This is a genomic window from Stenotrophomonas sp. (assembly GCF_050737075.1).
Classification (GTDB): Bacteria; Pseudomonadota; Gammaproteobacteria; order Xanthomonadales; family Xanthomonadaceae; genus Stenotrophomonas.
Map to the genome: position 1 here is coordinate 1 of NZ_JBOHXV010000096.1, position 16,366 is coordinate 16,366.

At 67.1% G+C, this 16,366-nt stretch carries 14 protein-coding genes; 9 read left to right on the forward strand and 5 right to left on the reverse strand.

What is annotated here, in order from left to right:
- The first annotated feature begins 148 nt into the window (after positions 1–148).
- Genes mutL through ACREPD_RS18275 form a run of 3 tightly spaced genes read left to right on the forward strand, consistent with a single transcriptional unit; the run spans position 149 to position 3,914 of the window.
- A complete protein-coding gene (mutL, locus tag ACREPD_RS18265; protein WP_431600640.1) occupies positions 149–2,014 on the forward strand; it encodes a DNA mismatch repair endonuclease MutL in 1,866 nt (621 codons plus the stop codon).
- A gap of 11 nt (positions 2,015–2,025) precedes the next feature.
- Complete coding sequence (locus ACREPD_RS18270; RefSeq protein WP_431600641.1) at positions 2,026–2,961, forward strand: DUF1684 domain-containing protein; 936 nt, start codon at positions 2,026–2,028, stop codon at positions 2,959–2,961.
- A gap of 2 nt (positions 2,962–2,963) precedes the next feature.
- Positions 2,964–3,914 carry a TraB/GumN family protein gene (locus ACREPD_RS18275; RefSeq protein WP_431600642.1) on the forward strand — a complete coding sequence of 317 codons (951 nt, stop codon included), beginning with the start codon at positions 2,964–2,966 and terminating at the stop codon, positions 3,912–3,914.
- Positions 3,915–4,001: 87 nt separating this feature from the next.
- On the opposite strand, the gene phaR is transcribed toward ACREPD_RS18275, so the two are convergent.
- From phaR to gluQRS, 3 genes are all read right to left on the reverse strand, one after another.
- The gene (phaR, locus tag ACREPD_RS18280) at positions 4,002–4,532 is read right to left on the reverse strand and encodes a polyhydroxyalkanoate synthesis repressor PhaR (RefSeq protein WP_431600643.1); all 531 of its coding nucleotides are present in this window, start codon (positions 4,530–4,532) and stop codon (positions 4,002–4,004) included.
- 281 nt (positions 4,533–4,813) lie between these two features.
- On the reverse strand, positions 4,814–5,554 hold the full coding sequence (locus tag ACREPD_RS18285) for a beta-ketoacyl-ACP reductase (protein ID WP_431600644.1): 741 nt from the start codon (positions 5,552–5,554) through the stop codon (positions 4,814–4,816).
- A gap of 74 nt (positions 5,555–5,628) precedes the next feature.
- Complete coding sequence (gene gluQRS / locus ACREPD_RS18290) at positions 5,629–6,513, reverse strand: tRNA glutamyl-Q(34) synthetase GluQRS (RefSeq protein WP_431600645.1); 885 nt, start codon at positions 6,511–6,513, stop codon at positions 5,629–5,631.
- Positions 6,514–6,606: 93 nt separating this feature from the next.
- On the opposite strand from gluQRS, the gene htpX reads away from it, so the two are divergent.
- The gene (gene htpX / locus ACREPD_RS18295; RefSeq protein ID WP_431600646.1) at positions 6,607–7,479 is read left to right on the forward strand and encodes a protease HtpX; all 873 of its coding nucleotides are present in this window, start codon (positions 6,607–6,609) and stop codon (positions 7,477–7,479) included.
- Between the two features lie 695 nt (positions 7,480–8,174).
- Here htpX and ACREPD_RS18300 read toward each other — a convergent pair.
- Positions 8,175–9,002 carry an inositol monophosphatase family protein gene (locus tag ACREPD_RS18300; RefSeq protein ID WP_421570182.1) on the reverse strand — a complete coding sequence of 276 codons (828 nt, stop codon included), beginning with the start codon at positions 9,000–9,002 and terminating at the stop codon, positions 8,175–8,177.
- Positions 9,003–9,123: 121 nt separating this feature from the next.
- Between ACREPD_RS18300 and ACREPD_RS18305 the strand changes: the two genes are divergently transcribed.
- From ACREPD_RS18305 to ACREPD_RS18315, 3 genes are read left to right on the forward strand one after another with little or no spacing between them, the layout of a single operon-like run.
- On the forward strand, positions 9,124–9,894 hold the full coding sequence (locus tag ACREPD_RS18305) for an RNA methyltransferase (RefSeq protein WP_421570183.1): 771 nt from the start codon (positions 9,124–9,126) through the stop codon (positions 9,892–9,894).
- 56 nt (positions 9,895–9,950) lie between these two features.
- Positions 9,951–10,895 carry a phosphate/phosphite/phosphonate ABC transporter substrate-binding protein gene (locus ACREPD_RS18310; protein ID WP_421570184.1) on the forward strand — a complete coding sequence of 315 codons (945 nt, stop codon included), beginning with the start codon at positions 9,951–9,953 and terminating at the stop codon, positions 10,893–10,895.
- Positions 10,892–13,018 carry a putative bifunctional diguanylate cyclase/phosphodiesterase gene (locus ACREPD_RS18315; RefSeq protein ID WP_431600647.1) on the forward strand — a complete coding sequence of 709 codons (2,127 nt, stop codon included), beginning with the start codon at positions 10,892–10,894 and terminating at the stop codon, positions 13,016–13,018. The genes ACREPD_RS18310 and ACREPD_RS18315 overlap by 4 nt, the downstream gene beginning before the upstream one ends.
- Positions 13,019–13,483: 465 nt before the next feature.
- On the opposite strand, the gene epmB is transcribed toward ACREPD_RS18315, so the two are convergent.
- Positions 13,484–14,488, reverse strand: coding sequence for an EF-P beta-lysylation protein EpmB (gene epmB / locus ACREPD_RS18320; RefSeq protein ID WP_431600648.1), 1,005 nt, complete (start codon positions 14,486–14,488; stop codon positions 13,484–13,486).
- Between the two features lie 93 nt (positions 14,489–14,581).
- Between epmB and efp the strand changes: the two genes are divergently transcribed.
- Positions 14,582–15,151 (forward strand): elongation factor P, encoded by a 570-nt coding sequence (gene efp / locus ACREPD_RS18325; protein WP_421570187.1) that lies wholly within the window; start codon positions 14,582–14,584, stop codon positions 15,149–15,151.
- A 79-nt stretch (positions 15,152–15,230) separates the two neighbouring features.
- Positions 15,231–16,366, forward strand: a 1,136-nt coding sequence (locus tag ACREPD_RS18330) for a TRZ/ATZ family hydrolase (protein WP_431600649.1), incomplete at its 3' end; no start/stop codon positions are given.

The window sequence follows — 16,366 nt, forward strand, 5'->3', positions numbered from 1 at the left end:
CCCCCGGAGGGACGCTAGAAAACATGGATGTTTTCTAGCAGCCTACAAGGACGTACTTGCGGCGTGTCCCGGAGCGGGGCTGCCCGTCGCCCGGCCCCCGCCCGTAAAAACAGAAACGCAGCCGTTCGCGCTTCGCTATCATCACCCCATGAATATCCGCCAGTTACCCGAAATCCTCATCAACCAGATCGCCGCGGGCGAGGTCGTCGAACGCCCCGCGTCGGTGGTCAAGGAACTGGTGGAAAACGCGCTCGATGCCGGCGCCACCCGCGTGGATATCGACCTGGAAGAAGGCGGCGTGCGGTTGATCCGCATTCGTGACGATGGCGGCGGCATTGCGCCGGAAGAACTGCCGCTGGCCGTGTCCCGCCATGCCACCAGCAAGATCGCCAGCCTGGACGATCTGGAAGCCGTGGCCACGCTCGGCTTCCGGGGCGAGGCGCTGCCGTCGATCGCCTCGGTCAGTCGCTTCACCCTGACCTCGCGCCGCGCCGGTGACGCGCACGGTTCGGCGCTGCAGATCGAAGGCGGCAAGCTGGGCGAGGTAACGCCGCGTGCGCATGCGCAGGGCACCACCGTGGAAGTGCGCGAACTGTTCTACAACGTGCCCGCACGGCGCAAATTCCTGCGTGCCGAACGCACCGAGCTGGGCCATATCGAAGAATGGCTGCGCTCGCTGGCCCTGGCCCGGCCCGACGTGGAACTGCGCGTATCGCACAACGGCAAGCCGTCGCGGCGCTACAAGCCGGGCGACCTGTATTCCGATGCACGCCTGGGCGAGACCCTGGGCGAGGACTTCGCCACCCAGGCGATGCGCGTCGACCACAGCGGCGCCGGCCTGCGCCTGCACGGGTGGATCGCGCAGCCGCATTATTCGCGGGCCAGTACCGACCAGCAGTACCTGTACGTCAACGGCCGCTCGGTGCGCGACCGCAGCGTCGCGCATGCGGTGAAGATGGCCTATGGCGATGTGCTGTTCCATGGCCGCCAGCCGGCCTACGTGCTGTTCCTGGAGCTGGACCCCACCCGCGTGGACGTCAACGTGCACCCGGCCAAGCATGAGGTCCGCTTCCGCGATTCGCGACTGATCCATGATTTCGTCTACCGCACGCTGAAGGAAGCGCTGGCCGAGACCCGCGCGGGCATGACCGCGACCGGCACCGGCAGCGAAGCGGTGACCGATGCCGCCGCGCCCGTGTACGCCGGCGCCGCAGCAGGCACCGGCTATGCGCTGGCCGGCGGTGGCAGCGGCGGCGGTGGCATGGGCAACGCAGGCTGGCGCCCGCAGCAGTCGCCGCTCGGCCTGCGGGTGGCCGACGCGCCGTCGGCGTATGCCGCGCTGTATGCGCGTCCGCCAGGCAGCGAGGACACCGCGCTCCCGCCGATGCCCAGCGAATACGGTTTGCCGGTCACGGCAGCGGACAGCGGCGTGCCGCCGCTGGGCTATGCGGTGGCGCAGCTGCACGGCATCTACGTGCTGGCGGAAAATGCCGAAGGGCTGATCGTGGTGGACATGCACGCCGCCCACGAACGGATCGGCTACGAACGCCTGAAGACCGCGCACGACGCCACCGGCCTGCACGCGCAGCCGCTGCTGGTGCCGATCACGCTCGCGGTGGGCGAGCGCGACGCCGACACCGCCGAGCGCGAGGCCGACACGCTGACCGCGCTCGGTTTCGAGATCACCCGTTCCGGTCCCGGCTCGCTGCACGTGCGCAGCATTCCGGCGCTGCTGGCCAACGCCGAACCGGAAGGCCTGCTGCGCGATGTGCTCACCGACCTGCGCGAGCATGGCCAGAGCCGACGCATTGCCAGTGCGCGCGATGAACTGCTGTCGACCATGGCCTGCCATGGCGCGGTGCGGGCCAACCGGCGGCTGACGCTGCCGGAAATGAACGCACTGCTGCGCGACATGGAAATGACCGAGCGGTCCGGCCAGTGCAACCATGGCCGGCCGACCTGGGCCCGTTTTTCACTGGCGGAAATCGACCGCTGGTTCCTGCGCGGACGTTGAAGGGGAGCACGATGCGTAATTGGGGATGGGGACTTGGCGCAGCACTGCTGGCGCTGGGACTGGCAGGCTGCGGCGACAAGGAAACCGCGCCGGCACCGGTGGCGGTGGACCCGGCGTTTACCGCCGAACAGCAGCAATGGCGGCAGCAGCGCTACACCGAGCTGCACGCGCCCGACGGCTGGACCAGCCTGGTGGGCCTGCATTGGCTGGAGCACAAGGCGCACTACATCGGCAGCGGCCCGGGCAGCGGCATCCGCCTCGCCGTGGGGCCAGCCAAGCTGGGCATGGTGGCGCAGAACGGCGATACGGTCACGTTCACCCCGGAGCGCGGCGCGGCCTTGAGCGTGGACGGCAAGCCGCTCACCGGGCGCATCCGCTTCAACAGCGACCGCGATCCGTCGCCGACCCTGATCGCCTTCGACGACGGCAAGGGCCAGCTCAGCCTCATCCATCGCGGCGCGCGCTACGCGCTGCGGGTGAAGCACGCCGATGCCTATTCGCGCAGCGACTTCACCGGCCTCACCTATTGGCCGGGTGGCCCGGACTGGAAGGTGACCGCGCGCTTCATCCCGCACCCGGCTGGCAAGACCCTGCCGATCGTGGACATCACCGGGCTGACCACCGAGATGCCCAATTCGGGCGCGCTGGAGTTCGAGCACGAGGGCAAGACCTGGTGGCTGGAAGCGCTGGGCGAGCCCGGCCGCGAGCTGTTCGTGATCTTCGCCGACCGCACCAGCGGCCACGGCAGCTACCCGGCCGGGCGCTACCTGGACCTGCCCGCGCCCGATGGCAGCGGCACGGTGCTGATCGATTTCAACCACGCCTACAACCCGCCGTGTGCGTTCACGCCGTTCGCCACGTGCCCGCTGACGCCGCCTGAAAACCGCCTGGACCTGCGCGTCGAGGCCGGCGAGCAGGCTTACCACGCCCCTGAGAGAGAGAGTTGAGCATGTCGATGTTGAAGCGACTGGCAGCGCCGTTGCTGCTTGCCAGTGGGCTGTTGCTGGCCAGCGCCGCTGCGGTGGCCGCCGCGCCGGCTGCGGCCGCCGGTTCGCCGGTGCCGCTGCTGTGGAAGGTGACCGGGCCGGGCGACAGCCGCCTGTACCTGCTGGGGTCCTTCCATATGCTGCGCGCCGACGATTACCCGGTGGCTGCTGACGTGGACCAGGCGTTTGCCGCGTCCAAGCGGGTGGTGTTCGAACTCTCGCCGCAGGACATGCAGTCGCCGGAGCTGACCCGGAAAATGCTGCAGGCGGCGATGCGCACCGACGGCAGCGAACTCAAGCGCGACCTGGACGCGCCGACCTGGACCAAATTGCAGGCGTACGCGCGGGCCAACAACCTGCCGCTGGCGCAGCTGCAGGGCATGAAGCCGTGGTTCGTGGGCCTGACCATCACGCTGGGGCAGTTCACCAAGATGGGCCTGGACCCCGAGCTGGGCCTGGACCGCCACTTCATGACGCGTGCGGCGGACGCCGGCAAGCCCACCAGCGGTCTGGAAGACATCGACACCCAGGTGGCGGTGCTGTCGGGCATGTCGGCCCAGGAGCAGCAGCAGATGGTGGCCGAGGCGCTGGACCAGGCCGACCAGGCCGATGCCATGGGGCGCAAGCTGCATGACGCCTGGCGCCGCGGCGACGACAAGCTGTTGTGGACCTCGATGGCGGTGGAAATGCGCGGCCAGTACCCGCAGCTGTACAAGCGCATCAATACCGACCGCAACGACGCCTGGGTGCCCAAGCTGCAGCAGCAGTTGAAGGCCGGGCAGGGCGGCACGCTGGTAGTGGTGGGCACGCTGCACCTGCTGGGCGAGGACGGCGTGGTGGAGAAGCTGCGCGCCAAGGGCTACGAGGTGGAGCGGGTCTGCACCGGGTGCGCCAAAGGTAAGCCCAAGCGCTGAGCCATCGCCTGGACCCGGAGATGAAAAAGGCGCGGCCGTGAGGCTGCGCCTTTTTTCATTCGGCCCGGCGGTGCCGGGCGGGGGAGATCAACGGCGGGTCTTGCCGGCCGTGGGCGCCTCGGGCTTGCCCGTGCCGGTACCGGTACCCGTGCCGGTGGAGGTGCCCGGCGGACGCGGGCCGAAACCGCTGCCCATGTTGCGCTGGAAGTCCTGCCACAGCTCCATGTTGCGCTCGGTGAGCTGGTTCATCATGGCCCACGGGGTCTGGCCGAGCAGATTGCCCATCTGCTGACGGAACTGCTGCTGCTGGTCCAGGAAGACCTGCATGCTGCGCTCCAGGTAGTTGCCCATGAAGCCCTGCAGGGAATCGCCGTAGAAGCGGATCAGCTGGCTGAGCAGCTGGGTGGAGAGCATCGGCTCGCCGTCCTGCTCCTGGTCGGCAATGATCTGCAGCAGCACCGAGCGGGTCAGGTCGTCGCCGCTCTTGGCGTCGCGGACTTCAAAGTCCTCGCCGTCCAGGATCAGCTGGCGCACATCCTCTATCGTGATGTAGCTGGAGATTTCGGTGTCGTAGAGACGGCGGTTCGGATACTTCTTGATGATGCGGTTCGCAGCCATGAAGCAATCACTCGTCAGCGTAGACGCGAAGCATGGCGCAGCGCAGCAGGCGTTGCAACCGTCTTTGGTCATTCAGTCCCATTCTTCATGCTGCGCAGCATTTGTGCAGCATTTTCTGGTCATCGCAACGCCTGCTGCGCTACGCCCTGCTTCGCTGCCCACGTTTTGCTGCGCAAAACGTGGGCCCCTGGCGGCATGCCTCCTAATCCCCGCGCCGTTGGCGCGCCCCCTTTAACAAAAGGGGGCTCTCCTCCAGCCGACATTACGTAACGGTGTAACCGTTACCAGCCCATGTGGTGGCCGCCGTTGATGTCGAGGTTCGAGCCGGTGATCCAGGCGGCTTCTTCGGCGACGAGGAAGGCGACGGCGTAGGCGATTTCTTCCGGCCTGCCGAGGCGGCCGGTTGGGATGTCGGCGATGATCTTGGCGCGGACTTCGTCCGGCACGGCCATGACCATGTCGGTGGCCACGTAGCCCGGCGAGATGGTGTTGACGGTGATGCCGAAGCCCGCATTCTCGCGTGCCAGCGAGATGGTGAAGCCGTGCATGCCGGCCTTGGCGGCGGCGTAGTTGGCCTGGCCGTACTGGCCCTTCAGGCCGTTGATGGAGCTGATCTGGATGACCCGGCCCCAGCCGCGGCGGCGCATGCCTTCGATGACCGGGCGGGTGACGTTGAACACCGAGTTGAGGTTGGTGTTGATCACGTCGTGCCACTGGTCGGCGCGCATGCGGTGGAAGGTGGTGTCGCGGGTGATGCCGGCGTTGTTGACCAGGATCTCGACCGGGCCCAGCGCGGCCTCGACGGCGTGCACCATCTTTTCGGCGGTACCCGGGTCGGCGACGTCGCCGGGGAACATCGCCACGTCGCACCCACGCGCCAGCATCTTTTCGCGCCAGGCCAGTGCCTTGGCCTCGTCACGGTAGTTGGTGGCAACCCGATGGCCCTGGTCGGCCAGGCGTTGGCAGATGGCGGATCCGATACCGCCGGTACCGCCGGTGACCAGTGCGACGCGAGATGTCATGAGCAGCTACTCCGAAAGGCAGGACCAACAAGGGGGACAGCGATTCTGCAACATCGTGGCGAAAAATGGGCGGCTCAAGGGGCGTCCACGTCAAGCCGGATGTCGCCCGGTGGCAATCGTGCCGGGTCGAAGCCGGCAACGGCCGCCTCCAGCAGCTGGGCCACGCTCCGACAACCGACCAGCCGCGACGGGTCCTGTCCGAGCTGGGCCCAGGCCCGCTGCAGTGCCGGCAGGGGATGGCCCGCATCGACCGGCCGCGCGGCGGCGGATTTGGAGAGCTTGATCCCGTCCGGTTCGAGCAGCAGCGGCAGGTGCAGGTAGCGCGGGGTGGTCAGGCCGAGCGCCTGCTGCAGCAGGATCTGCCGCGGGGTGGAATCAAGCAGGTCGGCGCCGCGCACCACGTCGGTGATGGCCTGGTCGCCGTCGTCGACCACCACGGCCAGCTGGTAGGCCCAGTAGCCGTCGGCCCGGCGCAGGACGAAGTCGCCTACCTCGGCATGCACGTCCTGGTGGATCCGGCCGCGCAGGCCGTCCTGGAAGGTGACCATGCTGCCGGGCGGCACGCGCAGGCGGATGGCCGGTCGTTCGCGCTCGGTACGTGCCACGCAGTAATGATGAATACCGTGCTGGTCGGCCAGGTCGGTGCGGCTGCAGTGGCAGGCGAAGGCCTTGTCCTCGGCCAACAGGCGGTCGAGGGCATGCTGGTAGAGCGCGTCGCGCCGGCTCTGATGAACAATCGGTTCATCGCTGGCCAGCCCGAAAGCGGCCAGGGCGGTCAGTTGCTGGTCGATGGCGCCGGGCACGGTGCGGGGCGGGTCGACGTCTTCGACCCGCACCAGCCACTGTCCCGCGGCGTGACGGGCAAGCAGCCAGCTGCCCAGCGCAGCCAGCAGGGAGCCGGCGTGGAGGGGGCCGGTGGGCGAGGGGGCGAAGCGCCCGCGGTAGGCAGTCATGGACATGAACTATGAATCGTCGGTCAGGTTGCGACTTGAATTCAACATGAAGTCACCGCAGATTTGCTGTCAACACCCCCCAACGAGCGTCATTTTCTAATGTTCAGTCGTATTGCTCTCTTCCTCGCGACCAACTTCGCCGTGCTGATCCTGGCCAGCGTGGTGATGCGCCTACTGGGCGTGAATCCCGGCACGATGAGCGGTCTGCTGGTCTTTGGCGCCGTGCTCGGCTTCGGAGGCTCCTTCATATCGCTGCTGATGTCCAAGTGGCTGGCCAAGCGCTCCACGGGCGCGGTGGTGATCACCGAGCCACGCAACCCAACCGAACGATGGCTGCTGGCCACCGTGGAGCGCCAGGCGCGCGAAGCCGGTATCGGCATGCCGGAAGTGGCGGTCTATGACGGCCCGGAAATCAACGCGTTCGCGACCGGTGCCAATCGCAACAATGCGCTGGTGGCGGTGTCGACCGGACTGCTGCACAACATGAGCGAAGACGAGGCCGAAGCGGTGCTGGGCCACGAAATCGCGCATGTGGCCAACGGCGACATGATCACCATGGCGTTGCTGCAGGGCGTGCTGAACACCTTCGTGTTCGTGCTGGCGCGCATCGTCGGCGGCATCATCGACAGCGCGCTGTCGGGCAACCGTGAAGGCGGCGGGCGTGGGTTCGCCTATTTCATCATCGTGTTCCTGCTGGAAATGGTGCTGGGTGTCTTCGCGACGATGATCGCGATGTGGTTCTCACGCCACCGCGAGTTCCGCGCCGACGCCGGCGGCGCGCACCTGGCCGGCCGCCAGAAGATGATTTCGGCGCTGGAGCGCCTGAAACTCAACCACGGCCAGAGCACGCTGCCCACCCAGATCGCGGCGTTCGGCATTGCCGGCTCCACGGCCAAGAAGCTGTTCCTGAGCCACCCGCCGCTGGAAGAGCGCATCGCCGCGCTGAAGGCCGCGAACAACACCGTGGCGTAATGCGGGTTGTGTTGGTTTGATGGAAACGCCCGGCCTTTGGCCGGGCTTTTTTGTTTTGGAGCCCACGGCAAAGGCCTTGGTCTGCGGACGTTCGCGCGCAGGGCCGGCGGGTGCGGGGGTACGGGACACGCCGTTAACCCATCCATGGGGGCTCGTAGAAAACATCCATGTTTTCTGCGGTCCCGTACCCCCGCACCCGCCGACCCTCTGACAGTTGTGCGGTGGCCATGGGACATCAACATCAGATTCGACCATTTTCATGCGTTATCGGGCGCGGGTCGTTTCACGGCAGTCGTTTGGGAACCGACCCTACCGGCGACGTGCATCCTGGATGCCGGACTGGCCTTGCCGTTGCTCGCCCACGGCTACCGACCAACCGTAAAAGGGTCGGCGGGGGTAGGCTTGCGGGGGCATGAGCCGCATGGATGCGGCGACTGAGCTTACATGGACGTACTTGCAGCGTCCCCCGCGGGCCTGCCGCCGCCGGCCCAGCGCGCGAACGTTCGCAGACCACGGCTTTTGCTTTGGGTACCGACCAACGGTCGGTACCTACCGGTTCGACATGCCGACCAACGGTCGGCATCTACCGTTTCGATATGCCGGACACAGCGCGCAACAAATTCGACATACCGACCACAGCGCAAACAAAAACGGCACCCAAAGGCGCCGTTTTTCTGATCACACATCAAACCCGATCAGAACTTCGCGTCGAACTCTGCCGCGTAGCCGGTGTTGACCAGCACCTTCTGCAGGATGTCGGTGTTCTTCACGTTGCCGGCGACGATCTGGTGATTCTCCGGGCCGCGGCCGTCCATGCGGGCCGGGGTGGCGCCCTTGAAGTCGCAGACGCGGCCGCCGGCCTCGCGGACCAGCAGCACGCCGGCGGCGATGTCCCAGCCCTTCACACCGGCTTCGAAGTAGGCGTCCGCGCGGCCACAGGCCACGTAAGCCAGATCCAGTGCCGCCGAACCGGTGCGGCGAATGTCTTCGGCGTGCACCAGCAGCGCGTCCACCGCCTTCAGCTGGGCGCTGGTGCGGTTGCGCTCGCGCGGGGCGAAACCGGTGTGGATCATCGCGCCGGCCAGGTCCTTGCGGTCGGCCACGCGCAGGCGGCGGTCGTTCAGCACCGCGCCGGCACCGCGGCTGGCGGTGAACAGTTCATTGCGGAGCGGGTCGAAAATGACTGCGTCGATCGGCTCGCCGTTCTCGACCAGCGCGATGGACACGCAGTAATGCGGGAAGCCGCGCAGGTAGTTGCTGGTGCCGTCGAGCGGGTCGATGACCCACATATAGCGGTTGGCACCCTGGGTGCCACCTTCTTCGCCGATGATCCCGTATTCAGGGTAGGCGCGCTTCAGTTCCTTGACGATGACCTTTTCCGCATCTGCATCGACTTCACTGGCATAGTCCATGCGCCCCTTCTGCACGACGTTCAACGCCTCGAGCTTGTTGATGTTGCGCAACAGGACGTTGCCGGCGAGGCGGGCGGCCTTGACCATGACGGTGACGGCGGGTTTCTGCATGGCGAAAAGCTCCCGGAAAGGCAGAGTGGGGGGTACTGGCGGGGGAAAAGAGCGGTCCCGGCGCAGAGGCCGGTCGCACAGTTTACCATTTGTGACTGTCCTGCTCGCGTTTGGCCTGTTCATGTCTATTGAAACCGCTCCGTCCCGCATCCGTTTCGTCCTTGTTGGCACCCAGCACCCCGGCAACATGGGGGCTGCGGCGCGCGCCATGAAGACCATGGGGCTGGGCCGACTCGTGCTCGTGGCGCCCGAAAAGCCGCTGGATGACGAGGCATTCCGGCGTTCGGCCGGCGCCGAAGACGTCCTGGGCGACGCCCCCGTCGTCGCCACCCTGGCCGAGGCCGTGGCCGACTGCCGGCTGGTGCTGGGCTGCACCGCACGTGCCCGCCGCGTTCAGCTTGAAGAGCTGCTGCCCGGCGTCGCCGCGCAGCGCGCCCTGGCCAAGGCGGCGGAAGCGGATGGCGAAGTGGCCTTCGTATTCGGGCGCGAGCGCACCGGCCTGACCAACGAAGAACTGCAGCTGTGCCACCTGGCCGTGCATATTCCGTCCAACCCGGACTTCAGCTCCCTGAACCTGGCCGCCGCCGTGCAGGTGCTGGCCTATGAACTGCGCATGGCCAGCCTGGGCGGCGTCGAGGCGGCCAGTCCGGCCGACCCCGAATACCGCGAACAGCCGGCCAGCCACGCCCAGGTCGAAGGCCTGTTCGGCCAGCTGGGGCAGGCCCTGGACGACATCGACTTCCACAAGGGCCGCGCCCCGGATTCGGCCATGCGCAAGCTGCGCCGCCTGTTCCTGCGCACCGAACTGAGCGAACAGGAAGTGCGCCTGCTGCGCGGCATCCTGTCCGATGCCCAGCGCATGGCGCGATTGGCGAACCAGAAGCCCGAATGAGCTGACGCACGTCTCACTTTTTCGGGTAGGCTGTTTCGATTCCTTGGGGGGAGCGAATGGGATTGCCGGGACTGCGATGGCTGTTGCAGGGAGGGTTGCTGTGTCTGGCCATCATCGCGATGACCGGCGCGGCGGCCGCAGGCCCTGACAACGCAGACCCTGAGCACGTGCTCGTGCTGGGCCGGATCAGCGACAACCCCAAGTCACACTATGCGCAACTGCAGCCCCTGCTCGATTACGTGGTTCCGCGCATGCGCGACGTCGGCATCACCGAAGGCCGCATCCTGATGGCGCCCGATGCGCAGCAGATGGCCAGCTACCTGCGCCGTGGCCGGGTCGACTGGGTCACCGAAACCGCCGGTACCGCCGTCAACCTGGGCCTGCGCAGTGGCGCCAAGCCCCTGCTGCTCACCGAACGCAGCGGCGTGCGCGATTACCACACCGTCTTCTTCGTGCGCCGCGACAGCCCGATCACCTCGCTGGCCGAGCTGAAGGGGCACACCCTGGCCCTGCAGAACGTGGCTTCCACCAGCGCCTACCTCGTGCCGGTGATGACCCTGTTGCAGAACGGGCTGACCCCGGAGATCCTGTTGTCCGCGCGCGACGCGGCCGCGCCGGACACGGTGGGCTATGTGTTTGCGCGCTCGGAGGGCAACATTGCCACCTTCGTGCACAAGGGCGTGGTCGACGCCGGGGCCGTGAGCAGTGTGGATTGGGGAGACCCGCACCGCATTCCGGCCACGTTCCGGCGGGACTTCCGGGTCATCTACCGCACCGAGCCGTACCCGCGTGCGGTGGAAGTGGTGCGTGCAGGGCTCGACCCGAAAGTGCGCGACCGGTTGCAGCAGGTGTTGCTGGAGGCAGCATCGGATCCGCAGGCGCAGGATGCGCTGGATAAGTTTTTTGGTACGTCCGGGTTCCATCGGGTGGATGCGCAGATGCAGCACCGTTTGGATGAATTGAAACAGGGTCTTACACGCGTGCGGATGGAAGTGGAATGAGGCCGTTGGGTTCCGGAATGCAGTCCCGCTTCGTATTGGCGATGGGTGGGGCGATGTTGGTGGTGGTGGCGATCGTGGCCGTGGTGTTGGGGCGCCAGGCGACGATGCAGGATGAGGTCAAGCACCTCAGCGGCAACGTCATCCACGACCTGTTCGACCGCAGCGTGCGCAGCCGGGGCGAGGCCCTGGCGCGCGAGCTGTCCGATGCCTTGGCCAACCCGTTGTACTACAACGACCTGGAACAGGTCGGCGCGCTGGTGCGCAACACCTCGCGGCAGCAGGTGGTGCGCTACGTGCTGGTGTTCGACGAGGACGGCAAGCTCATCCACGACGGCTCCACCGAGGTCATCGACTTCGGGCGGCCCATGCAGGACCCGCTGGCGTCCGGCGCCGTGGCCGCGCGCACGCTGGTGGTGCAGCAGTCGCCCAAGGTGCTCGACAACGCGATGCCGATCATGGTCGGCAACCAGCGTATCGGCGGCGTCCGCGTCGGCATGGCGCTCGATGACGTGCAGGCCATGGAGCAGCGGGCCAACCAGACCCTGGGCGAACGCCTGCAGCAGGTGGGCAAGCGCCACCTGGGCTGGCTGCTGCTGATGCTGGGCCTGCTGGTCGGCATCGGCGTGCTGGTGGTGATCTACGTGCAGCGCACCCTGGTGACGCCGATCCGCGGGCTGGCCGCCGCCGCTCGGCAGATCGAGGCGGGCGACTATCGCCCGCAGCTGAGCCAGAGCAACCGCCAGGACGAGGTGGGCGAACTGGTGCGCGCGTTCGGCCGGATGAGCGAGGCCATTGCCCGCCACGACCGCGAAGTGCGGCACATGGCCTACACCGACGCCCTGACCGGGCTGACCAACCGCCTGGCGTTCCGCGAGGCGCTGGACCACCGGTTGATGGCGGCACGGGCCTCCAACCACCGGTTGGGCCTGCTGTTTGCCGACATGGACGACTTCAAGCGGGTCAACGACACCCTCGGCCACGAGGCCGGTGACGAGGCCCTGCTGCAGTTCGCCCAGCGCATCAGCGCCGCCGTGGCCCAGGCCGGGGGCGACGAAGCGCTCCTGGCCCGCTTCGGCGGCGACGAATTCGTGATCCTGATCGGCGACGGCGATGTGGCGGCGAGCGCGCGCCAGCTGGCCGAGATCCTCGTCCGTGAACTCAGCAAGCCGCTGGTGGTGCAGGGCCGGGAGCTGTTCCTGGGCACCTCCATCGGCGTGACCCTGTTCCCCGACGATGCGGCCGATGCGACCACGCTGCTGAAGAATGGCGACATCGCCATGTACCAGGCCAAGGTCGCCGGCAAGAACTGCTACCGCTACTACAGCCGGGCCATGGACCATGCGGTGGAGCGCCGCGTGCACATGGAGCAGGAGCTGCGCGGCGCGTGGGAGCGCGGCGAACTGCGGCTGGTCTACCAGCCCATCTTCCGTACCCGCGACCGCCGCATGGTGGGCGTGGAAGTGCTGCTGCGCTGGCAGCACCCGACCCTGGGCACGATTCCGCCGTCGGTGTTCATCGAAGTGGCCGAGCAGAGCGGCCTGATCGAAGTGATCGGGCCCAAGGTGCTGCGCGCGGCGTGCATGGAAGCGGTGCAGTGGCCGCATTCCAGCGACGGCGAGGGCATGTTCGTCTCGGTGAACGTCTCCCCGCGCCAGCTGCGTGGCGGCGAGCTGCCGAGCCTGGTGGCCGACTGCCTGCGCGACACCGGCCTGCCGGCGGCGCGCTTGCACCTGGAGCTGACCGAAACGGCGGTGATCGGCGATGAAATGCTGGCCGCGCAGCTGCTGGACAAGCTGCACCGTACTGGTGTGAAGGTCTGGTTGGACGACTTCGGCACCGGTTTCTCGGGGCTGAGCCATCTGCGCCAGGTGCCGGTGGACGGCGTGAAGATCGACAAGAGCTTCGTGGCCGACATGCAGCGCGACCCGGACGACCTGGCCCTGACCACGGCGATCATCGCCATGGCGCATGCGCTGGGCATCACCGTCGTGGCCGAGGGCATCGAGCAGGAAGTGCAGTTCGACCTGCTGAGCCAGCGCGGTTGCGACCTGGCGCAGGGGTATTGGCTGAGCGTGCCGATCACCGCGACCGAGGTGGTGGAGATGATTGAGTCGGGTCGGTGAAAAAAGGGCCCGCGAATCTTCCTCGCCCGTGGATTGATTGATCCCGATCTCCGGACGTTACGTAACAATTCGTAGCCCCGGCCGTTGGCCGGACACCGCGCGCAGCGCGGCACAAGTGTCCGGAGGCGGTAAAACGCGGTTCCGTCGACTCGTCCGGCGTTTGGACGTTCCGAAGCCGACGGTAGCGCCGGCCGTTGGCCGGCTGCTTTTCGATCCGGGGTCATGAACGTCTGACGGGCGTCTTCGGAACGTCCAAACGCCGGTTGGATGATCGACACCGCATTGCATGGGCTTCGGACATTTGTGCCGCGCTGCGCGCGGTGTCCGGCCAACGGCCGGGGCTACGAATTCATACGGGCCCATTGGCATTGGGATCAATCAACCATTGGCTTCGGATGCATGGTCGTGTCCGGTCAACGGTAACGTCCGCAAATTCGGATACGTCGCGTTTGGCCCCATCCAGCGTCACACCGGCCGTTTGCTCGAATCCCCGGAAATCTCTCGAACGAGCTTCGGCACCAGATACCCCGACAACCTCGCCGTCAGCTGCGCATGCAATGCCTTCGCCGTGGCATCGTCCACTTCGAAATGCGCCACGCCCTGCACGCGGTCCACCTGGTACAGGTAATACGGCAGCACGCCCGCAGCAAAGCTGCGCTCGCTCAGGTCCTGCAGCGCCTGCAGCGAATCATTCACCCCACGCAACAGCACCGCCTGGTTCAGCAGCGTGGCGCCGGCGTCGCGCAGGCGCGCCATTGCCGCATCCACCGCCGTATCGAACTCGTTGGCATGGTTGGCATGGATCACGAAGGCCACCGGCCACGGCAGCGAGGCGATCCACTGCACCAGCTCGTCGTCCACCCGCTCGGGCAGCACCACCGGCAGGCGGCTGTGGATGCGCAGGCGGCGCAGGTGCGGAATCTGCTTCAGCGCCTGGGTCAGCTCCACCAGCTTGTGGGTGGCCAGCGACAGCGGGTCGCCGCCGGACAGGATCACCTCGTCGATGCCCGGGTCCTGCGCGATCGCGTCCACCGCCTCGCGCCAGCCTTCACGGGCCGCGTTCTCGGTGCCGTAGTCGAAATGCCGGCGGAAGCAGTAGCGGCAGTTGATCGCGCAGCTGCCGGTGGTCACCAGCAGGGCCCGGCCCTGGTACTTCTGGATCACCCCGGTGGCCTTGCGGGCCAGGCCGTCGCCGACCGCGTCCAGGGTGAAGCCCGGCGCGTGCTGCAGCTCGTCGGTGACCGGCAACACCTGGCGCAGCAGGGGGTCGTGGCGGTCACCCTGGCGCATGCGGGCGATGAAGCCCTGCGGTACGCGCAGCGCGAACTGCTGGGCGGCCTCGGCCGAGAGCGGCAGTTCGTCCGGGTCCAGCCCGAGCTGCCCCAGCAGGGCGCGCGGGTCGCGCACCGCCTCGCGCCACAGCTGTTGCCAGCGTACGGGGGAGGGCAGGGGCGTGGCGGAGAGCTGCATGGAATGGGGGCCTGCGGTTATCATAGGGGTAGCTTTTCCATTCTATCCGGCTCGCCGCGCCTGCGCGGCGTTTGCCCATTCAGGAGTTTCAGCATGGCCACTGTTGGCATGAACGACGTCAAGAACGGGATGAAGATCCTGGTCAACAATGAACCGGCGGTCATCACCGAGACCGAGTACGTCAAGCCGGGCAAGGGCCAGGCCTTCACCCGCATGAAGTACCGCTTCATCAAGTCGGGCCGCGTGGTCGAAATGACCATGAAGGCGACCGACGACGTGGAGAAGGCGGACGTTGTCGACACCAACATGAACTACATGTACACCGATGGCGAGTACTGGCACTTCATGGACCCGGAATCCTTCGAGCAGGTCCAGGCCACCAAGTCGGGCATGGGCGGCGCCGAGAAGTGGCTGAAGGGTGAAGAGTCCTGCATCGTGACCCTGTGGAACGGCGAGCCGATCTTCGTGCAGCCGCCGAACTTCGTCGAACTGAAGATCACCGAGACCGACCCGGGCGTTCGTGGCGATACCTCCGGCGGCGGCGGCAAGCCGGCCACCCTGGAAACCGGCGCCGTGGTCCGCGTGCCGCTGTTCGTCAGCCAGGATGAAATCATCAAGGTCGACACCCGCTCGGGCGAGTACTCGGCCCGCGCCGGTAAATAATTCGACCCACGGTCGAATGACGGTGGCGCCGGGCTCTGCCCGGCGCTGTCGTAATGATTCATCGATAAAGTGAGACCGCATGACCGACACCAACCGCATTCCCGAACCCTGTGACCTGTTGATCGAAGCCGGTTACGTGGTCCCGATCGAACCGCATGCGGTGGTGCTGGAAGACCATGCCGTGGCCGTGCGCGGCAGCGAAATCATCGCCATCCTGCCGCGTGCCGAGGCGCGTGCGCGCTTCGCCCCGACGCAGACCGTCTCGCGACCCGATGCGGCGCTGATGCCCGGCCTGGTCAATGCGCATACGCACAACCCGATGACGCTGCTGCGCGGCGTTGCCGACGACCTGCCGCTGATGGTGTGGCTGCAGCAGCACATCTGGCCGGTGGAAGCGGCGGTGATCGGGCCGGAGTTCGTGGCCGACGGCACCACCCTGGCCATCGCCGAGATGCTGCGCGGCGGCACCACCTGCGCCAACGAAAACTACTTCTTCGCCGACGTCCAGGCCGCCGTCTACAAGCAGCACGGCTTCCGTGCGCTGGTCGGTGCGGTGATCATCGATTTCCCGACCGCCTGGGCCAAGACCGACGACGAGTACTTCGCCAAGGCCGGCGAACTGCACGACCAGTGGCGCAACGACCCGCTGATCGGCACCTCGTTCGCCCCGCACGCGCCGTACACCGTCAACGACGCCAATTTCGAACGCGTGCGCATGCTGTCCGACCAGCTGGACATGCAGGTGCACCTGCACACGCACGAGACCGCGCAGGAAATCAGCGACTCGATCAAGCTGCACGGCCAGCGCCCGCTGGCGCGGCTGGACCGGCTGGGCCTGGTCGACGACCGCCTGATCGCGGTGCACATGACCCAGCTGACCGAGGCCGAAATCCACCTGTGCGCCGAGCGCGGCGTCAGCGTGGTGCATTGCCCCGAATCCAACCTCAAGCTGGCCTCCGGCTTCTGCCCGGCCTGCGCCCTGCAGCGCGCCGGTGTCAACCTGGCCATCGGTACCGACGGCTGCGCCAGCAACAACGACCTGGACATGTTCAGCGAGAACCGCACCGCGGCGATCCTGGCCAAGGCCGTGGCCAACGACGCCACCGCGCTGGACGCGGCCACCACCCTGCGTGCGGCCACCCTGGGCGGCGCGCGCGCGCTGGGCTTCGGCGACCGCATCGGCTCCATTGAAGTGGGCAAGCAGGCCGACCTGGT

Coding starts and splice junctions, on each gene's coding strand:
- mutL (WP_431600640.1), top strand. CDS start 149: ATGAATATCCGCCAGTTACCCGAAATCCTCATCAACCAGATCGCCGCG.
- ACREPD_RS18270 (WP_431600641.1), top strand. CDS start 2,026: ATGCGTAATTGGGGATGGGGACTTGGCGCAGCACTGCTGGCGCTGGGA.
- ACREPD_RS18275 (WP_431600642.1), top strand. CDS start 2,964: ATGTCGATGTTGAAGCGACTGGCAGCGCCGTTGCTGCTTGCCAGTGGG.
- phaR (WP_431600643.1), bottom strand. CDS start 4,532: ATGGCTGCGAACCGCATCATCAAGAAGTATCCGAACCGCCGTCTCTAC.
- ACREPD_RS18285 (WP_431600644.1), bottom strand. CDS start 5,554: ATGACATCTCGCGTCGCACTGGTCACCGGCGGTACCGGCGGTATCGGA.
- gluQRS (WP_431600645.1), bottom strand. CDS start 6,513: ATGTCCATGACTGCCTACCGCGGGCGCTTCGCCCCCTCGCCCACCGGC.
- htpX (WP_431600646.1), top strand. CDS start 6,607: ATGTTCAGTCGTATTGCTCTCTTCCTCGCGACCAACTTCGCCGTGCTG.
- ACREPD_RS18300 (WP_421570182.1), bottom strand. CDS start 9,002: ATGCAGAAACCCGCCGTCACCGTCATGGTCAAGGCCGCCCGCCTCGCC.
- ACREPD_RS18305 (WP_421570183.1), top strand. CDS start 9,124: ATGTCTATTGAAACCGCTCCGTCCCGCATCCGTTTCGTCCTTGTTGGC.
- ACREPD_RS18310 (WP_421570184.1), top strand. CDS start 9,951: ATGGGATTGCCGGGACTGCGATGGCTGTTGCAGGGAGGGTTGCTGTGT.
- ACREPD_RS18315 (WP_431600647.1), top strand. CDS start 10,892: ATGAGGCCGTTGGGTTCCGGAATGCAGTCCCGCTTCGTATTGGCGATG.
- epmB (WP_431600648.1), bottom strand. CDS start 14,488: ATGCAGCTCTCCGCCACGCCCCTGCCCTCCCCCGTACGCTGGCAACAG.
- efp (WP_421570187.1), top strand. CDS start 14,582: ATGGCCACTGTTGGCATGAACGACGTCAAGAACGGGATGAAGATCCTG.